This window comes from Anaerolineaceae bacterium oral taxon 439, from assembly GCA_001717545.1.
Taxonomy (GTDB): domain Bacteria; phylum Chloroflexota; class Anaerolineae; order Anaerolineales; family Anaerolineaceae; genus Flexilinea.
Genome location: CP017039.1, coordinates 1,116,248 through 1,136,704, shown reverse-complemented (window position 1 = coordinate 1,136,704; position 20,457 = coordinate 1,116,248). Strand labels below are relative to the sequence as shown.

At 57.2% G+C, this 20,457-nt stretch carries 18 protein-coding genes and 1 tRNA gene; 9 read left to right on the top strand and 10 right to left on the bottom strand.

Going from position 1 to position 20,457, the window contains the following annotated elements:
* Positions 1-2 precede the first annotated feature (2 nt).
* The 3 genes from BEQ56_05135 to BEQ56_05125 all read left to right on the top strand — a co-directional run bounded on the left by BEQ56_05135 (position 3) and on the right by BEQ56_05125 (position 3,188).
* On the top strand, positions 3-1,007 hold the full coding sequence (locus BEQ56_05135) for an ABC transporter permease (GenBank protein ID AOH42911.1): 1,005 nt from the start codon (positions 3-5) through the stop codon (positions 1,005-1,007).
* A 184-nt stretch (positions 1,008-1,191) separates the two neighbouring features.
* Complete coding sequence (locus BEQ56_05130) at positions 1,192-2,289, top strand: recombinase RecA (protein AOH42910.1); 1,098 nt, start codon at positions 1,192-1,194, stop codon at positions 2,287-2,289.
* A gap of 221 nt (positions 2,290-2,510) precedes the next feature.
* A complete protein-coding gene (locus tag BEQ56_05125; GenBank protein AOH42909.1) occupies positions 2,511-3,188 on the top strand; it encodes a hypothetical protein in 678 nt (225 codons plus the stop codon).
* A 178-nt stretch (positions 3,189-3,366) separates the two neighbouring features.
* Here BEQ56_05125 and BEQ56_05120 read toward each other — a convergent pair.
* The 3 genes from BEQ56_05120 to BEQ56_05110 form a co-directional block, all read right to left on the bottom strand.
* Positions 3,367-3,439: transfer RNA gene (locus BEQ56_05120), tRNA-Thr, on the bottom strand.
* Between the two features lie 107 nt (positions 3,440-3,546).
* Positions 3,547-4,770 (bottom strand): hypothetical protein, encoded by a 1,224-nt coding sequence (locus BEQ56_05115; protein AOH44417.1) that lies wholly within the window; start codon positions 4,768-4,770, stop codon positions 3,547-3,549.
* Positions 4,771-4,824: 54 nt separating this feature from the next.
* Positions 4,825-6,195 carry a hypothetical protein gene (locus BEQ56_05110; protein ID AOH42908.1) on the bottom strand — a complete coding sequence of 457 codons (1,371 nt, stop codon included), beginning with the start codon at positions 6,193-6,195 and terminating at the stop codon, positions 4,825-4,827.
* Between the two features lie 136 nt (positions 6,196-6,331).
* On the opposite strand from BEQ56_05110, the gene BEQ56_05105 reads away from it, so the two are divergent.
* The 6 genes from BEQ56_05105 to BEQ56_05080 are packed head-to-tail and all read left to right on the top strand — an operon-like array spanning position 6,332 to position 14,497.
* The gene (locus BEQ56_05105) at positions 6,332-7,096 is read left to right on the top strand and encodes a hypothetical protein (GenBank protein AOH42907.1); all 765 of its coding nucleotides are present in this window, start codon (positions 6,332-6,334) and stop codon (positions 7,094-7,096) included.
* A 27-nt stretch (positions 7,097-7,123) separates the two neighbouring features.
* The gene (locus BEQ56_05100; protein ID AOH42906.1) at positions 7,124-7,942 is read left to right on the top strand and encodes a hypothetical protein; all 819 of its coding nucleotides are present in this window, start codon (positions 7,124-7,126) and stop codon (positions 7,940-7,942) included.
* Between the two features lie 29 nt (positions 7,943-7,971).
* Entirely contained in the window at positions 7,972-9,597 is a 1,626-nt protein-coding gene (locus tag BEQ56_05095; GenBank protein ID AOH42905.1) for a hypothetical protein, read from the top strand.
* Positions 9,594-11,090 carry a hypothetical protein gene (locus BEQ56_05090; GenBank protein AOH42904.1) on the top strand — a complete coding sequence of 499 codons (1,497 nt, stop codon included), beginning with the start codon at positions 9,594-9,596 and terminating at the stop codon, positions 11,088-11,090. The genes BEQ56_05095 and BEQ56_05090 overlap by 4 nt, the downstream gene beginning before the upstream one ends.
* Before the next feature lie 50 nt (positions 11,091-11,140).
* Positions 11,141-11,980, top strand: a complete 840-nt coding sequence (locus BEQ56_05085) for a hypothetical protein (protein ID AOH42903.1) — start codon at positions 11,141-11,143, stop codon at positions 11,978-11,980.
* Positions 11,981-12,010: 30 nt separating this feature from the next.
* On the top strand, positions 12,011-14,497 hold the full coding sequence (locus BEQ56_05080; GenBank protein AOH42902.1) for a hypothetical protein: 2,487 nt from the start codon (positions 12,011-12,013) through the stop codon (positions 14,495-14,497).
* 49 nt (positions 14,498-14,546) lie between these two features.
* Here BEQ56_05080 and BEQ56_05075 read toward each other — a convergent pair whose 3' ends face one another.
* From BEQ56_05075 to BEQ56_05045, 7 genes are all read right to left on the bottom strand, one after another.
* Positions 14,547-15,431, bottom strand: coding sequence for a hypothetical protein (locus tag BEQ56_05075; protein ID AOH42901.1), 885 nt, complete (start codon positions 15,429-15,431; stop codon positions 14,547-14,549).
* A 12-nt stretch (positions 15,432-15,443) separates the two neighbouring features.
* On the bottom strand, positions 15,444-16,373 hold the full coding sequence (locus BEQ56_05070) for a hypothetical protein (GenBank protein ID AOH42900.1): 930 nt from the start codon (positions 16,371-16,373) through the stop codon (positions 15,444-15,446).
* Positions 16,374-16,379: 6 nt separating this feature from the next.
* Positions 16,380-17,567 carry a hypothetical protein gene (locus BEQ56_05065; protein ID AOH42899.1) on the bottom strand — a complete coding sequence of 396 codons (1,188 nt, stop codon included), beginning with the start codon at positions 17,565-17,567 and terminating at the stop codon, positions 16,380-16,382.
* A gap of 23 nt (positions 17,568-17,590) precedes the next feature.
* The gene (locus BEQ56_05060) at positions 17,591-17,827 is read right to left on the bottom strand and encodes a membrane protein insertion efficiency factor YidD (protein AOH44416.1); all 237 of its coding nucleotides are present in this window, start codon (positions 17,825-17,827) and stop codon (positions 17,591-17,593) included.
* A gap of 113 nt (positions 17,828-17,940) precedes the next feature.
* A complete protein-coding gene (locus BEQ56_05055; protein AOH42898.1) occupies positions 17,941-18,234 on the bottom strand; it encodes a ribonuclease P protein component in 294 nt (97 codons plus the stop codon).
* Positions 18,235-18,332: 98 nt separating this feature from the next.
* Positions 18,333-18,506 (bottom strand): 50S ribosomal protein L34, encoded by a 174-nt coding sequence (locus BEQ56_05050; protein AOH42897.1) that lies wholly within the window; start codon positions 18,504-18,506, stop codon positions 18,333-18,335.
* Positions 18,507-18,881: 375 nt separating this feature from the next.
* Positions 18,882-20,414, bottom strand: a complete 1,533-nt coding sequence (locus tag BEQ56_05045) for a hypothetical protein (protein ID AOH42896.1) — start codon at positions 20,412-20,414, stop codon at positions 18,882-18,884.
* Positions 20,415-20,457 lie beyond the last annotated feature (43 nt).

The following is a 20,457-nucleotide window of genomic DNA, read 5'->3' as shown; positions in this document are numbered from 1 at the left end:
GGATGAAAGCAAAAAGCACATACTTCAGCAGGATTTGGAATAAATACAATTACGTTTTGATCTTTTTTGTCATTCTGATCGTCCTTTTAGGGATCAACGGCTCCGCCACCACCTGGGTCAGCCTGATGAACATTCCGCGTCACAGTACAGTTATCGGAATCATTGCGCTCGCGATGGGGCTGATCATCCTGACCGGAGATATCGACCTATCGGTCGGATCGCAGTTAGCCTTCATCGGCGGATCCATCGTCATGGTTTTTAACAACACAAACAGTATTTTCCTGTCTTTGCTGTTCGGCGTCGCTTTTGGAGGACTGCTGGGCCTCTTCAACGGTTTTCTGATCGGACGGCTTAAAATGCCGGCGTTTATTGTCACGCTTGCGACAATGCTGATGTTCCGATCAATTGCACAGACCATCATGAATTCCAATAAGTGGACGATATATCAGCTCAACGCAAAGCTGAGTCAATGGCAAACCTTGTGGAAAATCGGGAACGCCTCCATGCCTGCGATCCGGATCCCATACATGGTTATCATCTTCCTGATCGTCGTAATCCTGATGACTTACGTTACGACAAATACAAAATTCGGAAAGCGAGTCTACGCGATCGGATCCAACGAAAAAGCTGCGCACCTGTCCGGGATCAACGTCTGGCAAACAAGAATTGTCGTTTATGCGATCGGAGGAATCCTGATCGGGTTCGCTACGTTCCTCTACGTCGCGAACGTTGGGTCGGTCGATCCGGCGACCTCCGGAAAAAACTATGAACTATACGCAATCGCCGGCGTAGTTATCGGTGAAATCAGCATGTCAGGCGGAAAAGGACGGCTCTCCGGCGTACTCTTCGGCGCAATGTCCTTCACCATCATCGATAAAATTATTACCGCGCTCGGATTGAATCCACTGATCAACGACACGATTAAAGGCGGAATCTTACTATTAGCGATCGGGGTGCAGATGCTCCCTGAAGCCTTTCTGGGCATGAGAAAAAAGCCAACCGCATAGGCTTCAGAAAAACAGAAACGGGAAAATCAGGTATCCGGCGATCCCTCGTAAGAAGCTGATTTTCTTGTTATCATTGTCCCATAAAAACGGCGCCCCCATTGCAAAGTCCGAACATCCGTGCTACAATACAGCGAAGTCGGATTGGCTCATCGAAGAATAATCGCGCGCCCGGGAGAACGAACGAATGGCAAAAAAGACGTCAGAAAAAACAATCAACAACACGCAAAACATGGACAGCGAGGCAAAGCGCACCCTCCTCGACAAAGCGCTCACGGACATATCCAAACGGTACGGCGAAGGCGCGATCATGCGCCTCGGCGAAGCGAAACACATGCAGATCGAGGCGATTCCAACCGGATCGCTTTCGCTCGATCTGGCCCTCGGCGTCGGCGGCATCCCACGCGCGCGCATGACCGAAATTTTCGGGCCCGAATCCTCCGGAAAGACGACTCTCTGCCTGCATATCGTCGCCGAAGCGCAGCGCCAGGGCGGAACCGCGGCTTTCGTCGACATGGAACATGCGCTCGACCCCATCTACGCGCAGAAAATCGGCGTCAATATCAACGATCTCTACGTCTCACAGCCGGATACCGGCGAACAGGCCCTTGAAATTACCGAAACGCTCGTCCGCTCCGGCGCCGTCGACGTCCTGATCGTCGACTCGATCGCCGCGCTCGTCCCGCGATCCGAAATCGAAGGCAATATGGGCGATTCTTCAATGGGGGTTCAGGCGCGGCTCATGTCGCAGGCGCTTCGCAAGCTCTCAGGCGCAATCAACCAGACCAAAACGTCGGTAATCTTCACGAACCAGCTCCGGCAGAAAATCGGCGTCGTCTTCGGGAACCCGGAAACGACCCCCGGCGGACTGGCGATGAAATTCTATGCCTCCGTCCGTCTCGATATCCGCCGCGTCAACGTCATCAAAAACGGAACCGACATGATCGGGTCGCGCGTCCGCGTCCGCGTCATCAAGAATAAAGTCGCCCCGCCGTTCGCCTCCGCTGAATTTGATATCATGTACAATGAAGGAATTTCTAAAACCGGCGACATTATCGACCTCGGAACCAAATTGGAAATTATCACGAAGCGCGGCGCGTTCTACTCCTATAACGATCTCCGCTTAGGCCAGGGGCGCGAAAACGCGAAGGAATTCCTGAAAGCGAACCCGGAGCTCTGCGCCGAGATCGAAACCGAGATCCGGAACCTCGCGAAATGCGGCGAGATCCCGTTCATGAGTTTTTCGGATGAAGACGGACCCGTCGAAGAAAGCGACGAAATATAGAATCTGTGTAAGTTGGCCTATACGAAAAATGAAAGTTCGTGTATAATAAAGAATCAATCATGATTCTTTATTTTTTCGCCATGCAGTGAATGGCATAAAAATTGCAAAAATAAACAGAGAAGAAAAAAAAGACCGGCACAGAAAGGATTGGCGAGATGGCATTGCGGCGCGCATTTGGTACAGACGTAAGTTTTTGGCAAGGAAACGTCGATTTCCGCAAAATGAAAAAAGCCGGCGCGTCGTTCACGTTTATCAAAGCCAGCCAGAACGTCTGGCACGATAAAAAATTCCAACAGAACTGGGCGAACGCCCGCGAATCGGGCATCCTCCGCGGCGCGTATCATTTCTTCGACATGCGCGACGGTTCCAAATCGGCGAAAGAACAGGCTCGTTATTTTGCCAGCCTGCTCAAAGGCGATATGGGCGAACTCCGCCCTGTCTTCGATTTTGAAAGTCCCGGTGTTAACGGCTATCCGACCCTCCCGGATCACGATACCTGCGTCCGGCATGTTTATGACTTCATGAATACCTTCAAAAAAGAGATGGAAATTTACCCCATGCTCTATACGAACTTGTCTGGTATCCAGCGGCTCACCCCGCTCAGCCAGTTCCTCTCCACCAAAGAACTCTGGATCGCATGGTACTACACGAAATCCCGCACGCCGAAAATCGGATCATGGCCCCGCTGGCGTTTCTGGCAATACAAAACAACCGGCGACGGACGGACTTTCGGCGTCGAATCCAACGGTCTGGACATGAACGTTTTTAATGGCGATGAGTTCAATTTATACCGCTACGCAAATTCGCTCGGGATCGCCAGAAAGCCGCTCGTCCAAACCAAAGTCGCCCGTTCGGAAGCCGCGAACGACGATCCCCAAACCCTCCTCGAAGAGGACTGATATTCGCAGGTTCCCGATATTCCCAATCGGTCAACCAAAACCATTGCAGGAAAAACACCTCCCCCACCCGGAGGTGTTTTTCTTTTAAGCGCCGAGCGGGTAAAAACGCTCGACAATTCACCATCCGCTTCTCTGACCGCTCGGGAACCCGCGAATCCAGAAACAGGGAAAAAAAAAGAGCCAACAAAGAGATTCGAACTCTTGACCTGACGATTACGAATCGTCTGCTCTACCAGCTGAGCTATGTTGGCGTCTCGGTCAGGGATATCCTTCCCTGACGCGTTGAATTATACCAAATTTCCGAATTCTGCAAAGACCCGCCTGTTTTTCATACACAACTTTTCCACCGCTGCGGCGCCTATCCATCGGCGCCGTCGGGGGACACGCAACGGTCCCCGCCGAGCTCGAACGCGCGCAGCAGCGATCCCCGCCCATACCGCAGCCGGATCTCGTCGACCGCCTTGAGCAGCTCCGCTTCCCGCTTCCGCGCCTTCGGCGGATCAAGGAACGTCAGCTGACCGCAGCGCGGCTCGAACCCGGAAACGCCGACCCCAATCAGGCGAACCGGGTCTCCCGCCGTTTCCCAAACCGCCGAAAAAAGTCCTGCGGCCGCTTCGTAAATCGCCGAATCCTGATTAATCGGCGGGTCAACCTTCGTCTGGCGGACGATCGTCACGAAATTCGCCCAACGAAGCTTGATCTTCACGGTATTTCCCGCCAGCCCACCGCGGCGAAGACGATAGCCAACCTGATCCGACTGCCGGCGAATCCGCCGGAGAAGGACCGCGCGGTCGCTGACGTCTGTCTCAAACGTCGTTTCCTGCGAAACCGACTTCGGGTCCTCCGCTTCCGTCCGAATTTCCCGGAAATCGATCCCGTTCGCATGGCGATAAAGCTCGGCCCCATATCGGCCGAACCGCTCGACCAGCGCTCTTTCCGACGTCGCCGCCAGCTGACCGATCGTAACGATCCCCATATTCCGGAGCGCCGCAGCCATCTTTTCCCCGATCCCCCAGAGCGCCGCCGTCTCCATCGGCGCAAGGAACGCTTTTTCCCGCCCCGCGGGGACGCATTGAATCGCGCAGGGATAATCCCGACCGCCCTTCGATTTCTTTCCAATATCGTTCGCGATCTTCGCAATCAGCGGATTCGTCCCCCCGCCGAACGAAGACGGAAGATTCGTCTCTTCTCGAATCCGCCGCTGGATCCCCGCCGCGATCGTTTCCAAAGGATCCGGAAGATCGCTCACGTCGAGAAACGCCTCGTCAACCGAAACCCGCTCCATCAGCGGCGTCATCTCCGACAAAATCGCCATCACCTCGCGCGATTTCGCCGAGTAATCTCCATGCCGGACCGGAATCACGATCAGCCCCGGGCAGAGCCGGATCGCCCGCGCCATCGGCATAGCCGAACGGACCCCCATCCTCCGCGCAGGATAGGAACACGAGCTGACGACTCCGCGCCCGTCGGCGCTTCCGCCGACCGCGAACGGCTTCCCTTTCAGGCTCGGATCCGCCAGCTCTTCCACTGCGCAAAAGAATGCGTCCAGGTCAACATGCAGAATTTTTCGCTCCCGCTTCATACGTTCTATTATATCAGATTTCATAGAACACGCAGCCAGGCAAGAACGACTTTTCTATCCTCTTTCCATCAGGACCACAGCTCCGAACGACGCCGTCTGCGGGCAGGTATCAAACGGAAGAATCGCCCGCGGCAGGAATCCGGCCCGCGCTAACCGCCCGACATCGCGCGCCGTCGTCCCTGCCTCCGATCCAACCGTCATCAGCCGCTTCACGCCGCTTCTCGCCAGCGCGTCGACCGTTCGGACGTGAAGACCGCCCGACGTCAGATCGAGAATCGCGCAATCCGGAACAAACGGCAGTCCCGCCAGAACCTCATCCGGATATCCGAGATACAGCTCGACGTCGCGGTCCGCCGTCGCCGCGTCTTCCAGATTCAAAATAAACTCGTCAGCCTCAGCTTCGCTTTCCAGAATCGCGGAACAGCGCGCCCCGCGAAGCGCGGCCCACTTTACCCAGAGACCGGGTCCCGGCTGAATCGTCAGGACAGCCTTCCCCTCCATCCCGGGACATTCGCGCGCCAAAGCCTCGAAAACCGACGCATAAATTCGTGGATTCAGGAAACAGGGCGATCGATCGCCGACAGCGATCGCAATCCCGCCGACATCCTGAACAATCGTACTGTCGCCGCTGAGAACGTAACTGCCCTTTCCGCCCGTGTAAACGATCGAGAGCGGGAGATCCGTTTCCAGCTCGATTTCCGGCGCCTCCGACGTTCCGGTCAGGATCAGCTGAACCCCGCCATCTTGATCGACACGCCCGGTTACCGCGCTCAGCCCTGAATCCGGCTCAAATTGAATTTCACTGAGGACCTCGTTGATCGCCCGGTCTGCAAGCGGGATCCCGCTCTTCCCGTCAAGCGTTTCAGCGAAGATCAGCCTGCCGTCCGCGCCCAGCGCCGCGCCCGCTTCCGCCAGATAGCCCCATTCCGCCGGCGACGCGATCATCGGGCGAATCTCGTTCCCCGTCAGCGCCAGTTTCCCGATCCGGGCCAGCTGGTCGCGCAGGATCTCCGTCTTGACCAACCGCTGCCGCTCCAGAGGAAGAAACTGCAAGTCGCCCAGACCGAGAGCCTCCAACCCGGGATAGCGAAGCGGAATCCGGTCTTCAGAAGGCACGAGGACCGCTTCGACAACGCCGTTCAGAAAACGATCGCCGCGGTCCACGAAACGAACGCGAACGGATTCCCCGAGGATCACGCCGGGGACAAAAATGACCCGTCCGTCTTCGACCCGCCCGATCCCGCGGCCGTCAGAACAGTACCCCCGAATCGACACCGTCTCCGATCTCCGGATCTCCTGAACCGGCCGCTCCGACCTCGGGAAAGCAGCGGCGCCCGAAAAAGGCGCCGCCCCGGCGCGCCCCCGTCCGTCTGTTCGCCTTTTACCCGACAGATCGTCTTCTCTTTTCACCGTTCTCTTCTGCATTTGAACCTTCTCTGGATTTTTTTCAGAATTCTTTCGATTTTTTCAACAATGCATTCACTTAATCCCGGAAATGTGATAATATATAGATCACGCGGGTTTAAAAGATGACGCAATTTCAAAACCAAACGAGTTTTCTATGAAAAAACTTCCTCTTTTTATACTCCGGCGGACCCTGCCGGCGATCTTTTTCACGTTCGTTCTAATCATACTGCATCCGGGATCATCTTTCGCGGAGAGCACGACGGAAACTGAGGCCGATTCCTCCGAAAACGTCGCTTCTGTCGGGAAACCGATCAACCTCTCGTACGAGCCGGGGTTTCAGGCGTACGCGTACAAGAACGTCAATTACGAACTGGGCCTGATCAGCCAGACCGACCTGACCTATCGCGGATATCCGACGCTGAGCGCCTGTACCGCCGCCTCGATCGGGATGATCAGCGAATTCTGGATGGACGGGGATTTTACCGAAGGCCAGCTTTTCGCCCAGTCGATTATCGATATCAACACCGAGCAGGGCAATTTTGACGAATTCAGCGGGCTGCTGATTACCGACACGGTCGACGAGCTGGACGACCGGAATTTAGCGCTCTTCGTGATCAAAAACAGCAATAAAGAAACCCTGATGAACAGTCTCGAAACGATCGGCCCGGTCGCGGTCCTCGTCAAATCCGGCTGGAAACGGAACGGCGCGAACCATATGGCGATCCTTTCCGGCTACGACCCGGAATCCGACGTCGTTACGATCTACGACCCCAATCTGGATAAGCCGCTGCGACTGTACTGGGGAACTTTTGACAGCATCTGGAAAATCAACTTCACCGGACGGAAGGAAAATCCGCTGATGCGGACGTTTTTCGTCATCGTCTCGCGGGATCCGGCTAAATTAGCGGCGCATCAATGAGCGCCTGACACGCTGTATAATTAGGGCATGAACGTCGGTTCGCGGCATCGTTTAATCCGGAAACGGGCAATATCCTTCGTCGTCATGCTGATCGCGGGAGTCTGGCTCCACGCGCTGTCTCAGCGCCCGGTCCGCGCCGTCTCAGCGCCCGGCCCCACGACAACCATGACGCCCAGCGCCGCCACCCCGTCTCCCGGAAAATTCGGACCGGCGGTCATCGACGAAAACGGGATCCTGCGATTCAGCGCCACGCCTACGCTTCTTTTACCCAACACGAAACCGGAAAGCGTATCTTACCGGTTCCCGCTGATCCGGCAGAGCGGCCTGACCTGCTTCGGCACACCGACCGCCCGCGGGTGCACCGCCGCGTCGGTCGCTATGATCCTGCGATACTGGAACCTTGAGTCGGAAACGAACCAGACCCTCAGCGCGCAGGAGCTCATCGACCGCAACACGCTTCAAGGCCAATTCAACCCGAACAGTGGCCTGTCGATCGAAAACGTCGCCGACGATTTAGCTTTCTTAGGATATGAGCTTGCGATCCTGCGCGGCGGCGACAAAGAATCGCTCCTCGACGCGCTCGAAGAATTCGGCCCGATCGCCGTCCTCTGCAAGTTGGGTTGGAAGCCGACCGGCGCGAACCACATGAGCGTCGTCGCCGCCTACAACGCCGAAAGCGACCGCCTGATCGTCTATGATCCCAACCTGAATCAGCCGCTCGATATCGCCTGGCAGACGTTCGACAACATCTGGGGGCTCGATTATTCAGCCGCGCAGGACGGTTCGCTCCGGCGCGCGTTTTTTATTATCGTCCCGATCGAAACGCAGCCCCCATCCGCGCGCTGACGTACGTTCAAAAAGGAGACCAAACCGCCATGCCGAATACGTATTACCCCGAACCCGAAACTGAAAAATGCTGGTGGCGCGACGGCGTTATCTACCAGATTTACCCGCGTTCGTTCGCCGATTCAAACGGAGACGGCGTCGGCGACCTCAGGGGGATCATCTCCAAACTGGATTACATCGCCGGGCTGGGCGTCAGCGCGATCTGGCTTTCCCCGATCAACCCGTCGCCCGATTACGACTTCGGTTACGACGTTTCGAACTACCTCGACGTTGACCCGAAATATGGGACGCTCGACGATTATAAAGAACTCCTTCGTCAGGCTCATTCCCGGAACCTCCGCGTCATCCTCGATCTCGTCCTGAACCATACGTCATCTGAACATCCTTGGTTCCAGGCCTCGAAACAGTCGCGCGATAACAAATTCGGCGACTATTACCTCTGGCGTGACGGCGCGAACGGGAAGAAACCAAATAACTGGCTCTCTATCTTCGACCAGGCGACCGGCTGGGAATACGTTAAGGACCGCGATCAGTATTATTTCCACATGTTCGTCAGACAACAGCCCGACCTGAACTGGCGGAACCCGAAAGTCTACGAAGAGATGATGAACGTTTTTCGTTTCTGGTCGGATCTGGGGACCGACGGTTTCCGTCTCGACGTCTTCAACGTTTACTTCAAGGACGAAACCTTCCGGTCGAACCCGTTCAGGTTCGGGAATTACATGCCGTTCAACTGGCAGGACCATATATACGACTGCGACCGGCCGGAAATGCTGACCGCGGTCCGCGATATCCGGAAAATCCTGGACGCCTATCCGCAGCGTTACGTCGTCGGCGAAACGTTCCTGTCGAGCCCAGAAAAGCTTCAGCGGTACGCCGGCGAAGATAAACTCCACGCAATTTTTGACTTCGCGTTCCTCTTCGCGCCCCATCGACCCGAAGCCTTCCGGAAGATCATCCGTCAGATCGAAGCCGAAAGCGGAGATAAAATCTGGCCGACGTACGTCTCCAATAATCACGATACCCAACGCTCCGCCTCGCGGTATGGGCTGGGCGAAAGCGACGACCGGTTGAAGGTCCATGCCGCGCTGGTCATCCTCCTCCGCGGGACGCCCTTCCTTTACTATGGCGAAGAAATCGGCCAGCGCGAAACGAACGTCCCGCGGTCGAAGCTCATGGACCCGGTCGGCAAGCGCTTCTGGCCAATCAATAAAGGCCGCGACGGCTGCCGCGCGCCAATGCAATGGAACAATCAGCACTGCGCCGGGTTTACCAGCGGCGAGCCCTGGAACGCGGTTCATCCCGACTACGAAACCCGGAACGTCAGCGCGCAGCTGCACGATCCGCGCTCGCTTTACACGTTTTATAAACAGCTCATCGCGCTGCGCCGTCAGTTCCACGTCCTTCAGGTCGGCTCGATCGAGCTCGTCGACGAAAAGAACGAAAACGTCCTCGCGTTCAAGCGCAGCCTGAACGGAAAAAGCGTGCTCGTCCTGCTGAATTTCAGTCAGCTTCCGGCGACCTGCGTCGTTCCGGGAATAACTGCGAAAACCGGCTTCGTTCAGAAATTCTCGAACAAAGAAATCGCCGCGTTCAGCGAAAAAGGCGAGCTCGTCCTGAACGGCGACCAGGCGCTGGTCCTGATCCAAAAATGAGTCCGGGCGAACCGACCCCGACGCCAGCCCGGAAACCGAACCGTCTCGCAGACGGGATCGTCCTGCTGACGATCCTGATCCTGACGGCCGTTTTCGTCACGCTGCGGATCCGGACGAACGGAATCCTGACCGATTCGGTCGCCGCTCAGGACACGGAGTCCTATTTTCAATGCGCCGACCGGAACTTCCTGACCCGCTCCGGGTACACGTGCAGCCGGTCGGCAGCGCTCCCGTTTCTGTATTCGCTCCTGAATCCGACGGGAGATCATGAACTGACCGTTCTGGCCGAGCCCTTTTTCGGCAGCACGCCGCGTTTAGCGGTTCAGCCGGGAACGGAAGCGATCATTTTATTCCAGCTGATTTTCAGTATCGTCAGCTGGGTGCTTTTCGTCTGGACCGCGGCGTCGCTCTTCGAAAATCCGAGCGCGCGCGTCTTCGCCGCGCTGATCCTCTTCGCGTTCGCCTTCGTTCCGCAGCAGTCGGACTGGGATTCGATCCTGCTCTCCGAATCGCTTTCGTTTTCTTTCTTTATCCTGATGAGCGCGTTTTTCCTGTGGTTCCTCCGGTTCGCCCTGAGTCGTCCGGCGCGGAACAGCCGTGAAACCGTCCAAACGGCCGCCGCGGCCGCGCTGACGTTCCTGAGCGCGGCGGGCTGGATTTTTACCCGGGATACGAACGCCTATTACGTCGCGCTGATCGCGCTGCTCTGCTTCGGACTGACGGCCGCGAAGCTTCGCCGGAGGGCGTTGCGCGCGGCGATCGTCCCCGGCGCGCTGACGATCGCGCTCGCCGTCCTCTTCCTCTTCCAGCAGAGCGCCTTCCGGGAATCGGAACGCTGGCTGCTGCCGATGATGAATAATTATGTCGGGAACGTCTTCCCGTACGAAACGCGCGTCGCCTGGTTCGCGGAACGGGGAATGCCGGTTTCGGAAACGCTCCTGACGAGAACCGGATCCGCCGAATATAACGGCGTCGCTGAAGAAAAAGAATTTATCGAATGGCTCCGGAACGACGGGACGAAAACGTATACCGCGTTTCTGGTGGATCATCCGCTCCTGACAGCGCTCAGCATCTATAACGCGGCCGACGAATTCTTCGCCGAAAACGTCCAGCCGTTCTTTTACGGCGCGAAGGAAGATAAACCGCGTTGGGCGGAACCGCTCGGGAACCTGCTGCATCCGCTGACCTCCGCGCTCCTCCTGATCGCGCCCGCGCTTTGCCTGATCCTGATCGGATCGCGGGCAGCCCCGGGGAATCCGCTGTGGACGGTCTTCGCCTGCCTGCTGACGGTCGGCGGAATCGCGTTGACCGGAATCGCTTACCTCGGCGAAGTCCGCTCGATCTGGCGGCACGTTCTTTCCGGCGTCTTCATGCTGCGATTGGCGACTTGGATCGGGCTGCTGGCGGTTTACGATCGGACGCGTTCGGCGCGCACGGAAAAAAAGGAAAAGGACGACGGCCCGGGCGGAAAGCAAAATTCAGCTATAATATAATTATTAACCCGGCGGGCGTCGCGCCCGCTCAGACGACTCGGAGACTTTTCATGAGCATAATTACCGTCGCTTATCAGGGAACCCCCGGCAGCCATACCACAACCGCTATCGAAAAAGCTTTTCCCGACCAGGAATACGACGCCGTCGTCTTTCCGACTTACGAACTGGCGTTGGAAGCCGTCGAGAAAAAAGATTGCGACTACGCCGTGATCCCGATGGAAAACTCGCTTCAGGGTTCGATTCATTCGAATTATTACCTGCTGGCGCGAAAATTTCTGTACATCGTCAACGAAGTTTACGTTCCGGTCCGCTATTCGCTGATCGGGCTTCCCGACGCGAAGATCGACGAACTCTCGCTGATCATCGCGCATCCCGGCGCGCTGGACGTCTGCCGGGGCTACCTGCGAAAGCTGAAATCCAAACCCAATATCGAGACCGTTTACGATTCGGCCGGATGCGTTGAGATGCTGTTGAATTTTTCGGATCCGGAAACCGCGATGATCGGGTCGCGCTCGATCGCAGGGTATCATGACCTCGCCGTCCTCGAAGATAATATCGAGGACAGCCAGGGCGCGAACCTGACCCGTTACAACGTATTCGCCCGCGAACCGGTCCAGCCGTCCGCAGGCGCGATTACGACGATCGTTTTCACCGTTCCGCATCAGCCCGGCGCGCTGACGAACGCGTTGAAGACGTTCTCCGACCGCGGGATCGACATGACCAAAATCGAATCGCGCCCGCTCCCGAACCAGCCGTACGAATACATGTTTTACGTCGACCTTGACGGGTCGCTGTCTGAAGCGCGGATCCGCGAGGCAATCGACGACCTCGAATTTTCCAGCACGCAATGGCTGCGCGTGGCAGGCAGCTACATCTCGCACAAAGATTGAAAATCTGAGCGTGTTCAAGGCACAGCGCGTATGCGATTTCTGGTCTTAGCCCTGATCTGCGCCGGGTTTTCGTCAGCCGGCGCGGCTTTTTTCCGGACGCAATTCCCTCTCAACGGGCCGCCGGAAGCGCGGCGGCGATCTGAATGGATCGCGTGCCTGGCCGGCGTTCCTGCCAGCCTGATCGGGATCGCCGTCTTCGAAGCGATTTATAAATGCGGACGGCCGACGCTTTCCTGTTTTACGCGTCTCCCCAACCCGGCATCGCTGAAGATCTTTCTCGCCGGCGCGCTGACCGGAAGCGCTTTTTTCACGGGCGCGCGCTTCCTTTTCCGGGTATGGCGAAAAAAAGCGCGGCCCTGCCCCTCGGTTTTTTCTTTCGCCCTCCGGGCCGGGCTCGCCGCGCTGATCGTTTCGCTCTATCTGGAGCTTTTCCTGTTTAACATGCGCCATTACGAGCATCTCGCCGTTCCAGGGCTCGAAACGGTCACCCTCGAACGCGGGAACTTCGCCCCGGAAGGCTTCTACTTCAACCGCGCGTCGCAGCGCTACACGAATTACAGTCCGTTCGACCGTCCGTTTCAGCTGGTCATGTACTTCGACGAAACCAAAGTCCGGAATATCCGACTCGAATTCAGGGCCGACGCGCCGACGACCCGCGCCGAAATCCGGATCAACGATGAAGCGTTCGAATTCGCCGATCAGTCGTATCCCGTCCAGCTGACGCCGGAGATCCCCCGCTCGCTGATCGTCCCGGTACGAACGGTCGGGAAAAGCGGAAAGATCAGCCTGAGATTTCCGGACGTCAGCGAATCCAGCAATTTTGCATTTGAGCTGAATCGCGTCCTGCTGAACGTTAAAGTTCCGCTCAATCTGTCGCTGCCGCGGCTGCTGCTTTGCTTTTTCGCTTGCTGGTTCCTGCTGCTCGTCGCTCCGGGAAGCGCGCTGTACCGTCAACCGTATGACCCGCGCAGCCGTCTCCAGAACGGATTTTACGCGTTGAGCTGCGCAGCAGTCTGCGTCGGATCAGGCTGGACGCTTCTCTCAACCTGCGACGGACTCGTCAATTTTCGAGCCGAACCGGCGGAGGTCATCGCTGAGATCAACCGGCTCAACGCGGCGGAAAACGGAAGCTATGATATCTATTTCGAAATGACCGACGCGTTCCTCGAACGAAGCCTCTCGCTGCTGCATCGTCCAAGCAACTCCCTGCTGAGCGCGGAACGTCCTTACGATATTACCTATCGTCAGCGATACGGCGTTACCTATTTTTGGGACCGCGCCTTTTACAACGGACGTTACTATTCGTATTTCGGCGCGATACCGGTTGTTTTCCTGTTCCTGCCGTTCAAGCTGCTGACCGGGCTGAACCTCCCGGTCGGATTCGCGCTCCTGATCTTTTCGATACTGACGATCATCGGGCTGTTCGCGCTGATGAGGCGCATCGCCGCGATCTTTTTTCCGCGCGCGCCGTTTGGGACGCTGATCCTGGCTGCGCTTGCCGTGACCGCGCTGTCCAACGTCGCCTGGGCGCTCCGCCGCGGGCTGACCTACGAGTTGGCGATCGTCAGCGGCATGGCGCTCTCGATTTGGGCGGTTTACTTCGCGCTGGTCGGCGGGGCGGCGCTCTTCCGCGCTGAGGATTCCGGACGGAAAACCGTCGCCGCTATCCTCAGCGCGTTTGCCGCGGGGTGCTGCGCATCGACAGCGGTCGGCTGCCGTCCGACGACAGTCTTCGCCTTTCTCTGGATCCTGGCGATCCAGATCGGATTCAGGCTGCGTTCCCGTCCGACGGCGAAAAAATGGCTGCTCGCCGCGATGGCCGCGTTCGCGCTGCCCGTTCTCATGGTTGCCGCGGTCTTAATGCGGTATAACGATCGGCGCTTCGGTTCAATCCTCGAATTCGGTTTCAGATACCAGCTTTCCTTCCCCAACGCATCGCGCGAAACGTTTTCGGCCGCTCCCGGCGCGCTGCTGCTCAGCGCGCTTGCCTACCTGTTTCATCCGTTCGCGATCAGCTATGAATTCCCGTTCATCGCACCCGCGCGTTTCATTCCGCTTCCTTTTAACGGCTACCTTGTGCATGAAGCCTTCATGGCGGGAATCTTCGGCTTTCCGCTAATGCTCGGCCTGCCGCTGCTGGGGCCGGTCTGGGAAACGCTGCGCCAAAAGAAGCTGACTCCGCTGATTATCGGCGGACTGCTCGCCGCGGGAGGCATGCTGCTGACGGCATCAGCGGTGGCGGTTATCTACCGCTACCTGATCGATTTCGGCTGGATTCTGGCCGTCATCGCCGCCTGCGCCTGGCTGGCCTGGATTGAAAATCCTGCTGAACGTACCGTTGGGGCCGCTGGCGGGAGCGGGAGCGCGAAGGATCGGGACCGCCTGTTCTTTGCCGCCGCAGTAACGACCGTCATGATCGGCGCGCTGCTCTCGCTGAGCGGGGACGACGTCTGGCTGAAAACCTTCAATCCGCTGGAATTCGAACGGCTCCGCTACGCTTTCAGCTTCTGGCTATAAAAAAAGAGAGAACGATGCGTTGTTCTCTCCTTCATGCCTTAAATCTTCCTCAGGCCGCGGGCTTCGGTAAAATCACGACCTTCCGGTTCGGTTCCTCGCCCATGCTCTCCGTGAAGACGTCCGTCCGATCGCGCAGGATCATATGAATAATCCGCCGCTCCGGCCCGGGCATCGGCTCCAGCGAAATTTTCCGGCCGCTCTTCGCGACCTGATCCGCCATGCGCACCGCCATCTGGCGCAGCTGCCGTTCGCGGCGGGCGCGATAACCCTGGATATCGATCTGGATCGGGACCCAGTGGCCGTTTTCGCGACCAACGATCAGGCCGGTAATATACTGGAACGCGTTCAGCGTTTCCGACTGCCGCCCGATCAGGTAGGATAAATCGTCGCCCTTGATATCGATCAGGATACACGGCTGATTCGAGCCGATTTCCTGAACGCCGATGCGGCCCTCGACCGTTGCTTTAACGCGCATGTGGTCCAGCAGGTCCTTTACCACACCGATCGTGATCGCGACCGAATTTTCGTTGACGATACGCTCAGGATACGTCCTGACCTCTTCGTCATCCCCATCCTCGTCCTCAACGGGCGCGGAAACGCTCCCGACGGGAACCGTCCTGGCTTCGGGCTGCGGCGCTTCGGCGGCGCGTTCCTTCTTCGGCGCAGGCTCGGCCTCCTTTTTCGCCGGTTTCGCTGGGACCGGCTCCGGCTCCAGCGCGAATTCCGCCTCTTCCGGGTCGTCGAAAAGCCTGTCGCCCGGTTTCAGGCTCATCCGGACCTTCGCCGGCTTCGCGCCAATCCCGAAAATCCCCTTCGAACCCGTATCGATAACCTCCACGTCGACATGGTCGCGCGTTCGATTAAAAATCGATAACCCTTTTTCAATCGCTTCTTCTACGGTTGAGCCTAAAAAATCCAATTTTCTTAACTGCATATCGTCACCCGCTTACTGAACCTTCTTCTTCGGTTTCTTCTTATTCTTAAATTCGCTCGGATCGATCTTCATCGGATCGGCCGGCGCGGCTGGCTTCTGCGCTGCCGTCGACGCTTTCGATTGACCCGCCGTCGAGGGACGGCGAACCGGTTTCGCGACCGCCTTCGGCGCTTCCCGCCTGACCCAGAATTTCAGCGCCGCCCAGTCGAGCTTTCCTTCAACGCCGTACTGCAAAACTGTAAAGATATTCGAAATCAGGAAGTACAGCGCCAGCCCGGAAGCCAGCGTGTACGACATATACCCCATCAGCAGCGGCATGTAAATATTCATCATCCCGCTCATCATCATCCCGCTTCCGCCCCCGTCGCCGCCGCTGGGCGTCTGATTCTGCGTCAGCCGCGTTTGCAGCAGCGTCGTCAGCACAACCAGAATCGCCAGGACCGGGATGCCGAACGGAATGCCTTCGACGAATAATCGCTCGCGCTGTCCAAGGTTCATCCATAAAAAGGTTGGATTGATCGGGAAAATCTCGCCGATCCGGATCCAGTTCGTGTAAACGCGCTCCGATAAATCGAGCATTCCGAGCGGGGTCGAGACGATCGCCGCGATAATCGCCTGATACAGCGCGAAAATAATCGGCAGCTGGATCAGCGTCGGGAGGCAGGACGCCGTCGGATTCACCCCCGCCTTACGGTACAGCTTCATCTGCTCTTCCGCTAATTTTTCCTTATCGCCGCCGAACCGCTCCTGCATCTCGATATATTCCGGCGACTTCTGCAGCTCCATCATCGCGGCGGAGGATTTGATCTGCGACCGCATCAGCGGATAGATCACGACCTTAATCAAAATCGTGAAAAGGATAATCGCGATCCCGAAGTTCCCGGTCAGCTTATAGATATATAAGAGGATGTTAATAAAAATATTTACGAATGATTCCCACATGTCGCCCTATTTCCCTTCCGCGGTCCCGATCGCTTCCGGAGCGCCGGACGTGGATCCGGCGGCGCTCGATTCCGCCGCGGCGGTCCGCGTCGCTTCCGTCTTAGCGTCAACCGTTCCGACGTAAACCCAATCTTCCTTCAGGTCGGGCGTGTACGCTTTCAGGAGCGCGTCCCCGCCGACGAGCGCGACGACAATCGTGTCCCCGTCCGATACCGGAGCGGTCTGGACGGTTGCGTTAATCGAGCGCTCGTCCTCCGACCGTCCTTCCAGATCGTAAATCTTCATGTCCCCAGCGGCGCTGATCATCAGGATCCGATCGTTCGGAAGCGCAACCGGACGCGCGATCACACGCGCGCTCTCACCGAACGCCTTCGTCCGCGTCCAAAGCTCCGCGCCGTCGAGCGAACGGGCATAAATCGTCCCCTGTAAATCGACAGCGATCAGCGCTTCCCCGATCACGAGCGGCGCAGCCCAGAATTCCGATTCGGCGTTCAGGAGCGTTTTTATCTCGCCCGTCGCCGGATCCAAAATCTCGACCTTACGTCCGAACGTGCTGAAATAAAGCCTGCCGCCGGACGCCGTGAACCCATCCATAATCGCGCCGTCCGTCCCGACCGACCGGATCAGTTTCCCGTCAGCAAGGTTGATCGTATGGATCTTCTTATCCAGCGTGACGGCGTAAACCGTCCCGTCAAGAACGGTCGGCGCCTGCCAAAGCTCGTTCGTCAGCGCCGTTTTCCAGATCGGTTGGCCGTATTCGCCTTTCCGATACGCGTAAAGCGTCGAATCGCTCGACGGGATCAGGACGAGCGCGTCCGTAACGACAACCGGGGCGATGAGCTTATGCTTATCGTCGGGAAGCGTTATTTTCCCTTCGAGCGAACCGGTTTCCGCGTCTAAAACGTGGACACGGTTCGAATATGAACCGGCGTAAACGAGCCCGCTGTCAATAACCGGATTCGCGAAAAATAACTCTCGCGCCTTCTCTTCCGGATCGTTCGGATAAAACCAGAGACGTTCGCCGCCGCGGACCGCTTCGACCGTGTAAGCGTTCGCCGTATAAACGACGCCGTCCGCCTCCGTAAGTCCCGGCCAGCTCGAAGCGTTGCTTAACGCCGAATTTCCTCCGCAGCCGGTCATCAGGACCGCCCCGAGGATTACAACTAAAATCGTTAACGTAAACTTATTCTTCATAGTTCTCTTTTCGCCGGAAGCTCCTACGGAACCGGGTCGAAACCGCCGGGATTAAACGGGTTACATCTCATCACGCGCCACACACCCATCGTCCCCCCGAGAATCAGGCCATACTTATAAATCGCCTGATAGGCGTAATGCGAACAGGACGGATAGAAGCGGCAGGTATTTGAGGGAAGCATTTTGGATAAAGTCGCCTGATAAACGCGAACCAGAACACAGCCGAACCACGCCGGCAACGTCGACAGACCAATCCGCATGTCGCGTATTTTCGGTTCGGACGCGTACTCATCGTTATTCACGGCACAGCCGCATTCCGCCGCGGCCGGGACATGACGATCGCCGAGGAGCCTGGGAACGGAGCCGGATCCGGTCAGAGAAGAATTCCCGCCTTTCCGCATGCTCTTTCCAACTCGCGCGCAATCTCGCCCGAATCCGAGTCGAGGATCTTTTTCCGCGCGATCAGGACGAGATGGAGTCCGGGACGGATGCGCGGGAAGAGGCAGATCGCCGCCTCCCGAAGGAGACGCTTCGACCGATTGCGCTCGACCGCCCCGCCGACCGATTTCGTCGATATAACGCCGACGAGCGTCTCCGCGCCCGGCGCGCCGCTCGAAACGATTAATACAAATTGAGGGTGAGGAAAGGATTTCCCTTTCTGTCTCACCCTTTGGATATCATCTGAACGGTGCAGACGTTTCTTTCGTTCCAAGGATCAGCTGCTCTGCGCGTTTGAACCGAATTGCGGGAGGTCCAAAGCGGAAATTACCAGCGAATTCGTTTCGTGCTGTTGTTCATCGAGACGGTTAACCGGCGTCGCCCGCGCAGGCGGCGGCGTTTCAAAACCTGACGCCCGTCCGCGGTAGCCATTCGCTCGCGGAATCCGTGAACGCGTAAGCGGCGGCGCTTTTTAGGTTGATAAGTTCGTTTCGTTGCCATTTCTTTTCCTTTCAGCTTTTTCAGCAGCGAAGCTTTTCGAACGGGTTCCCCGCGATAAGTTCGGCATGATCAGGCTTTCCAAAACGTTCGCTTCGAGCCCTTTGCAAAACCGGGTCATGATATCGCCTCTTTCAAAAAACCCCGCGTTTTCACGAGAGTTTAACGGTCAAATTATATCGCATTCCCCATCGCGGGTCAAATCTCCACGAGGAAGGGGTAATCCGAACAATTCAGGCAGCCGGCGGATCCTATCGTCAGCCGCCTCGGCTCATCCCACGCCTCCGCTCAGAACGCTCCACGCAAAAAGAAGCCGGATCCAACGGAAAAAAAGCCGCTCTCACGAGCGGCTGAAAAAAACATGGGAAGGAGGAAATCTTAGTAGCAGCGCCAGTTCACTCTATCGGAATACAGCTTGCCGTTCATGAACGTTCCGATTTCAGCAAGATTGACCGAGACGTTGACCGGGCTGTCGCTATGCGTCTGACTCGTCAGATTCGTCAACCACAGCCTCCCCAGCAGCGTCACGACTTCGTCCGGAGCGATCGCAACCTTTCCATTTTCCGGTTCCGTCGAGGACAGCCAGTAGTACGAGATCGGCGTTCCGCCGTTGACCGCGACCGCGCCCGGGAGCGTCACGTACCCGGTTTCGCCGCCATCGTTACGCAAGCGGATCTGCATTACCGCGAAGCGTCCGCATTTCTGATACAGGCCGACAACCGCGTTTTCGTACGTGTTGTACCAGCCCGACGGCTTCAACGGTTTATCCTTCGCCGGATTCGTCGGCTCTAACGGCGGGAGCGGAACGATCTTCGCCTTGCAGTCCCCCGGAACGGGGTTCGCCGTCGTTGTAAGAATCGGAGGTTTCGTCCCACCCATGCGCCATTTGACATCTGGCGTCGCACCGCCCGACACTTCAGCGATCGGATTCACCAGGTCCGGAATAATCGCTTCGAAGCGGATGCGCTGACCTTCCTTGAGCGGGATCTGGTAGCCGGGCGTGCAGTAGTCGCCGCCGAACGGATAACCCGACGCGCCGAAGACCGTATAGCGGCAGATATAGTCCTCATACACCGTATCGTTGACCCAGACCTCGAGCGGCACAACATACTTCAAGTTGGCGGGGACCTTAACGTCAACCTTATAGGAAAGCTTCCCGCCGCAATCCTCGTACGTCGCCTTCTGGGCCGTAGGATTTAACTTCGCCTGACAAAAGCCAGGCAACTTCGGATTCAGCGTCACAGCGGCGATCGTAAACGAAACATCCGGAGCGGACGGTCCCATCGCATAAACAATATCCGCGTCCAAGGTCACAGGAGCGGCAGGATAAATCACCGGCACCCGGACCCAGCCCTTGATAACCGCGTCGCCGCTCGCGTTCAGCTTCAGCTTCCCGCCGCCGTCGCAGACGCTGCAGCCCTGCAGATCATACACAGGCACAGGATCAAGGGAAATATTTTTAATCTTAATCGACTTGACGATGATCGCGTTCTTGATATTCCCGCCCGTACCTTCCGGGGGAACCTGCGCAGCCAACTTGGGTATTTTTAATTCAATATTCAACTTCCCGTCGCCGCAGGGCACGAACGAACCCGATCCGACAGCCGCCGCGGGATTCAGGATCGTTTTCGCCGATAACCCGTCGGCGTCCGTCTCCGCCGCCGGGAACGGGGTTTCAACAATCGTCGGTTCCAGCGTCAGATCGTCGGCGCTCTTCGATTCGAAAGCCGACAGATCGATCCCGGTCATATCCACGCCCGACAGGTTCAGATCGTCCATCCCCCAATCATCGATCACGCCGAAATATTCAACGGCATCGCCTTCACTGATCGACTGCGCGAAAACAGGGAAAGCGGAAACGCTCAAGGTCAGGACCAGAGCCAATAAAATGGAAAGCGCTTGTTTTTTCATTGTCAATTACCTCTTTTTCTATCGAAAGTATTCCCCAATGTTT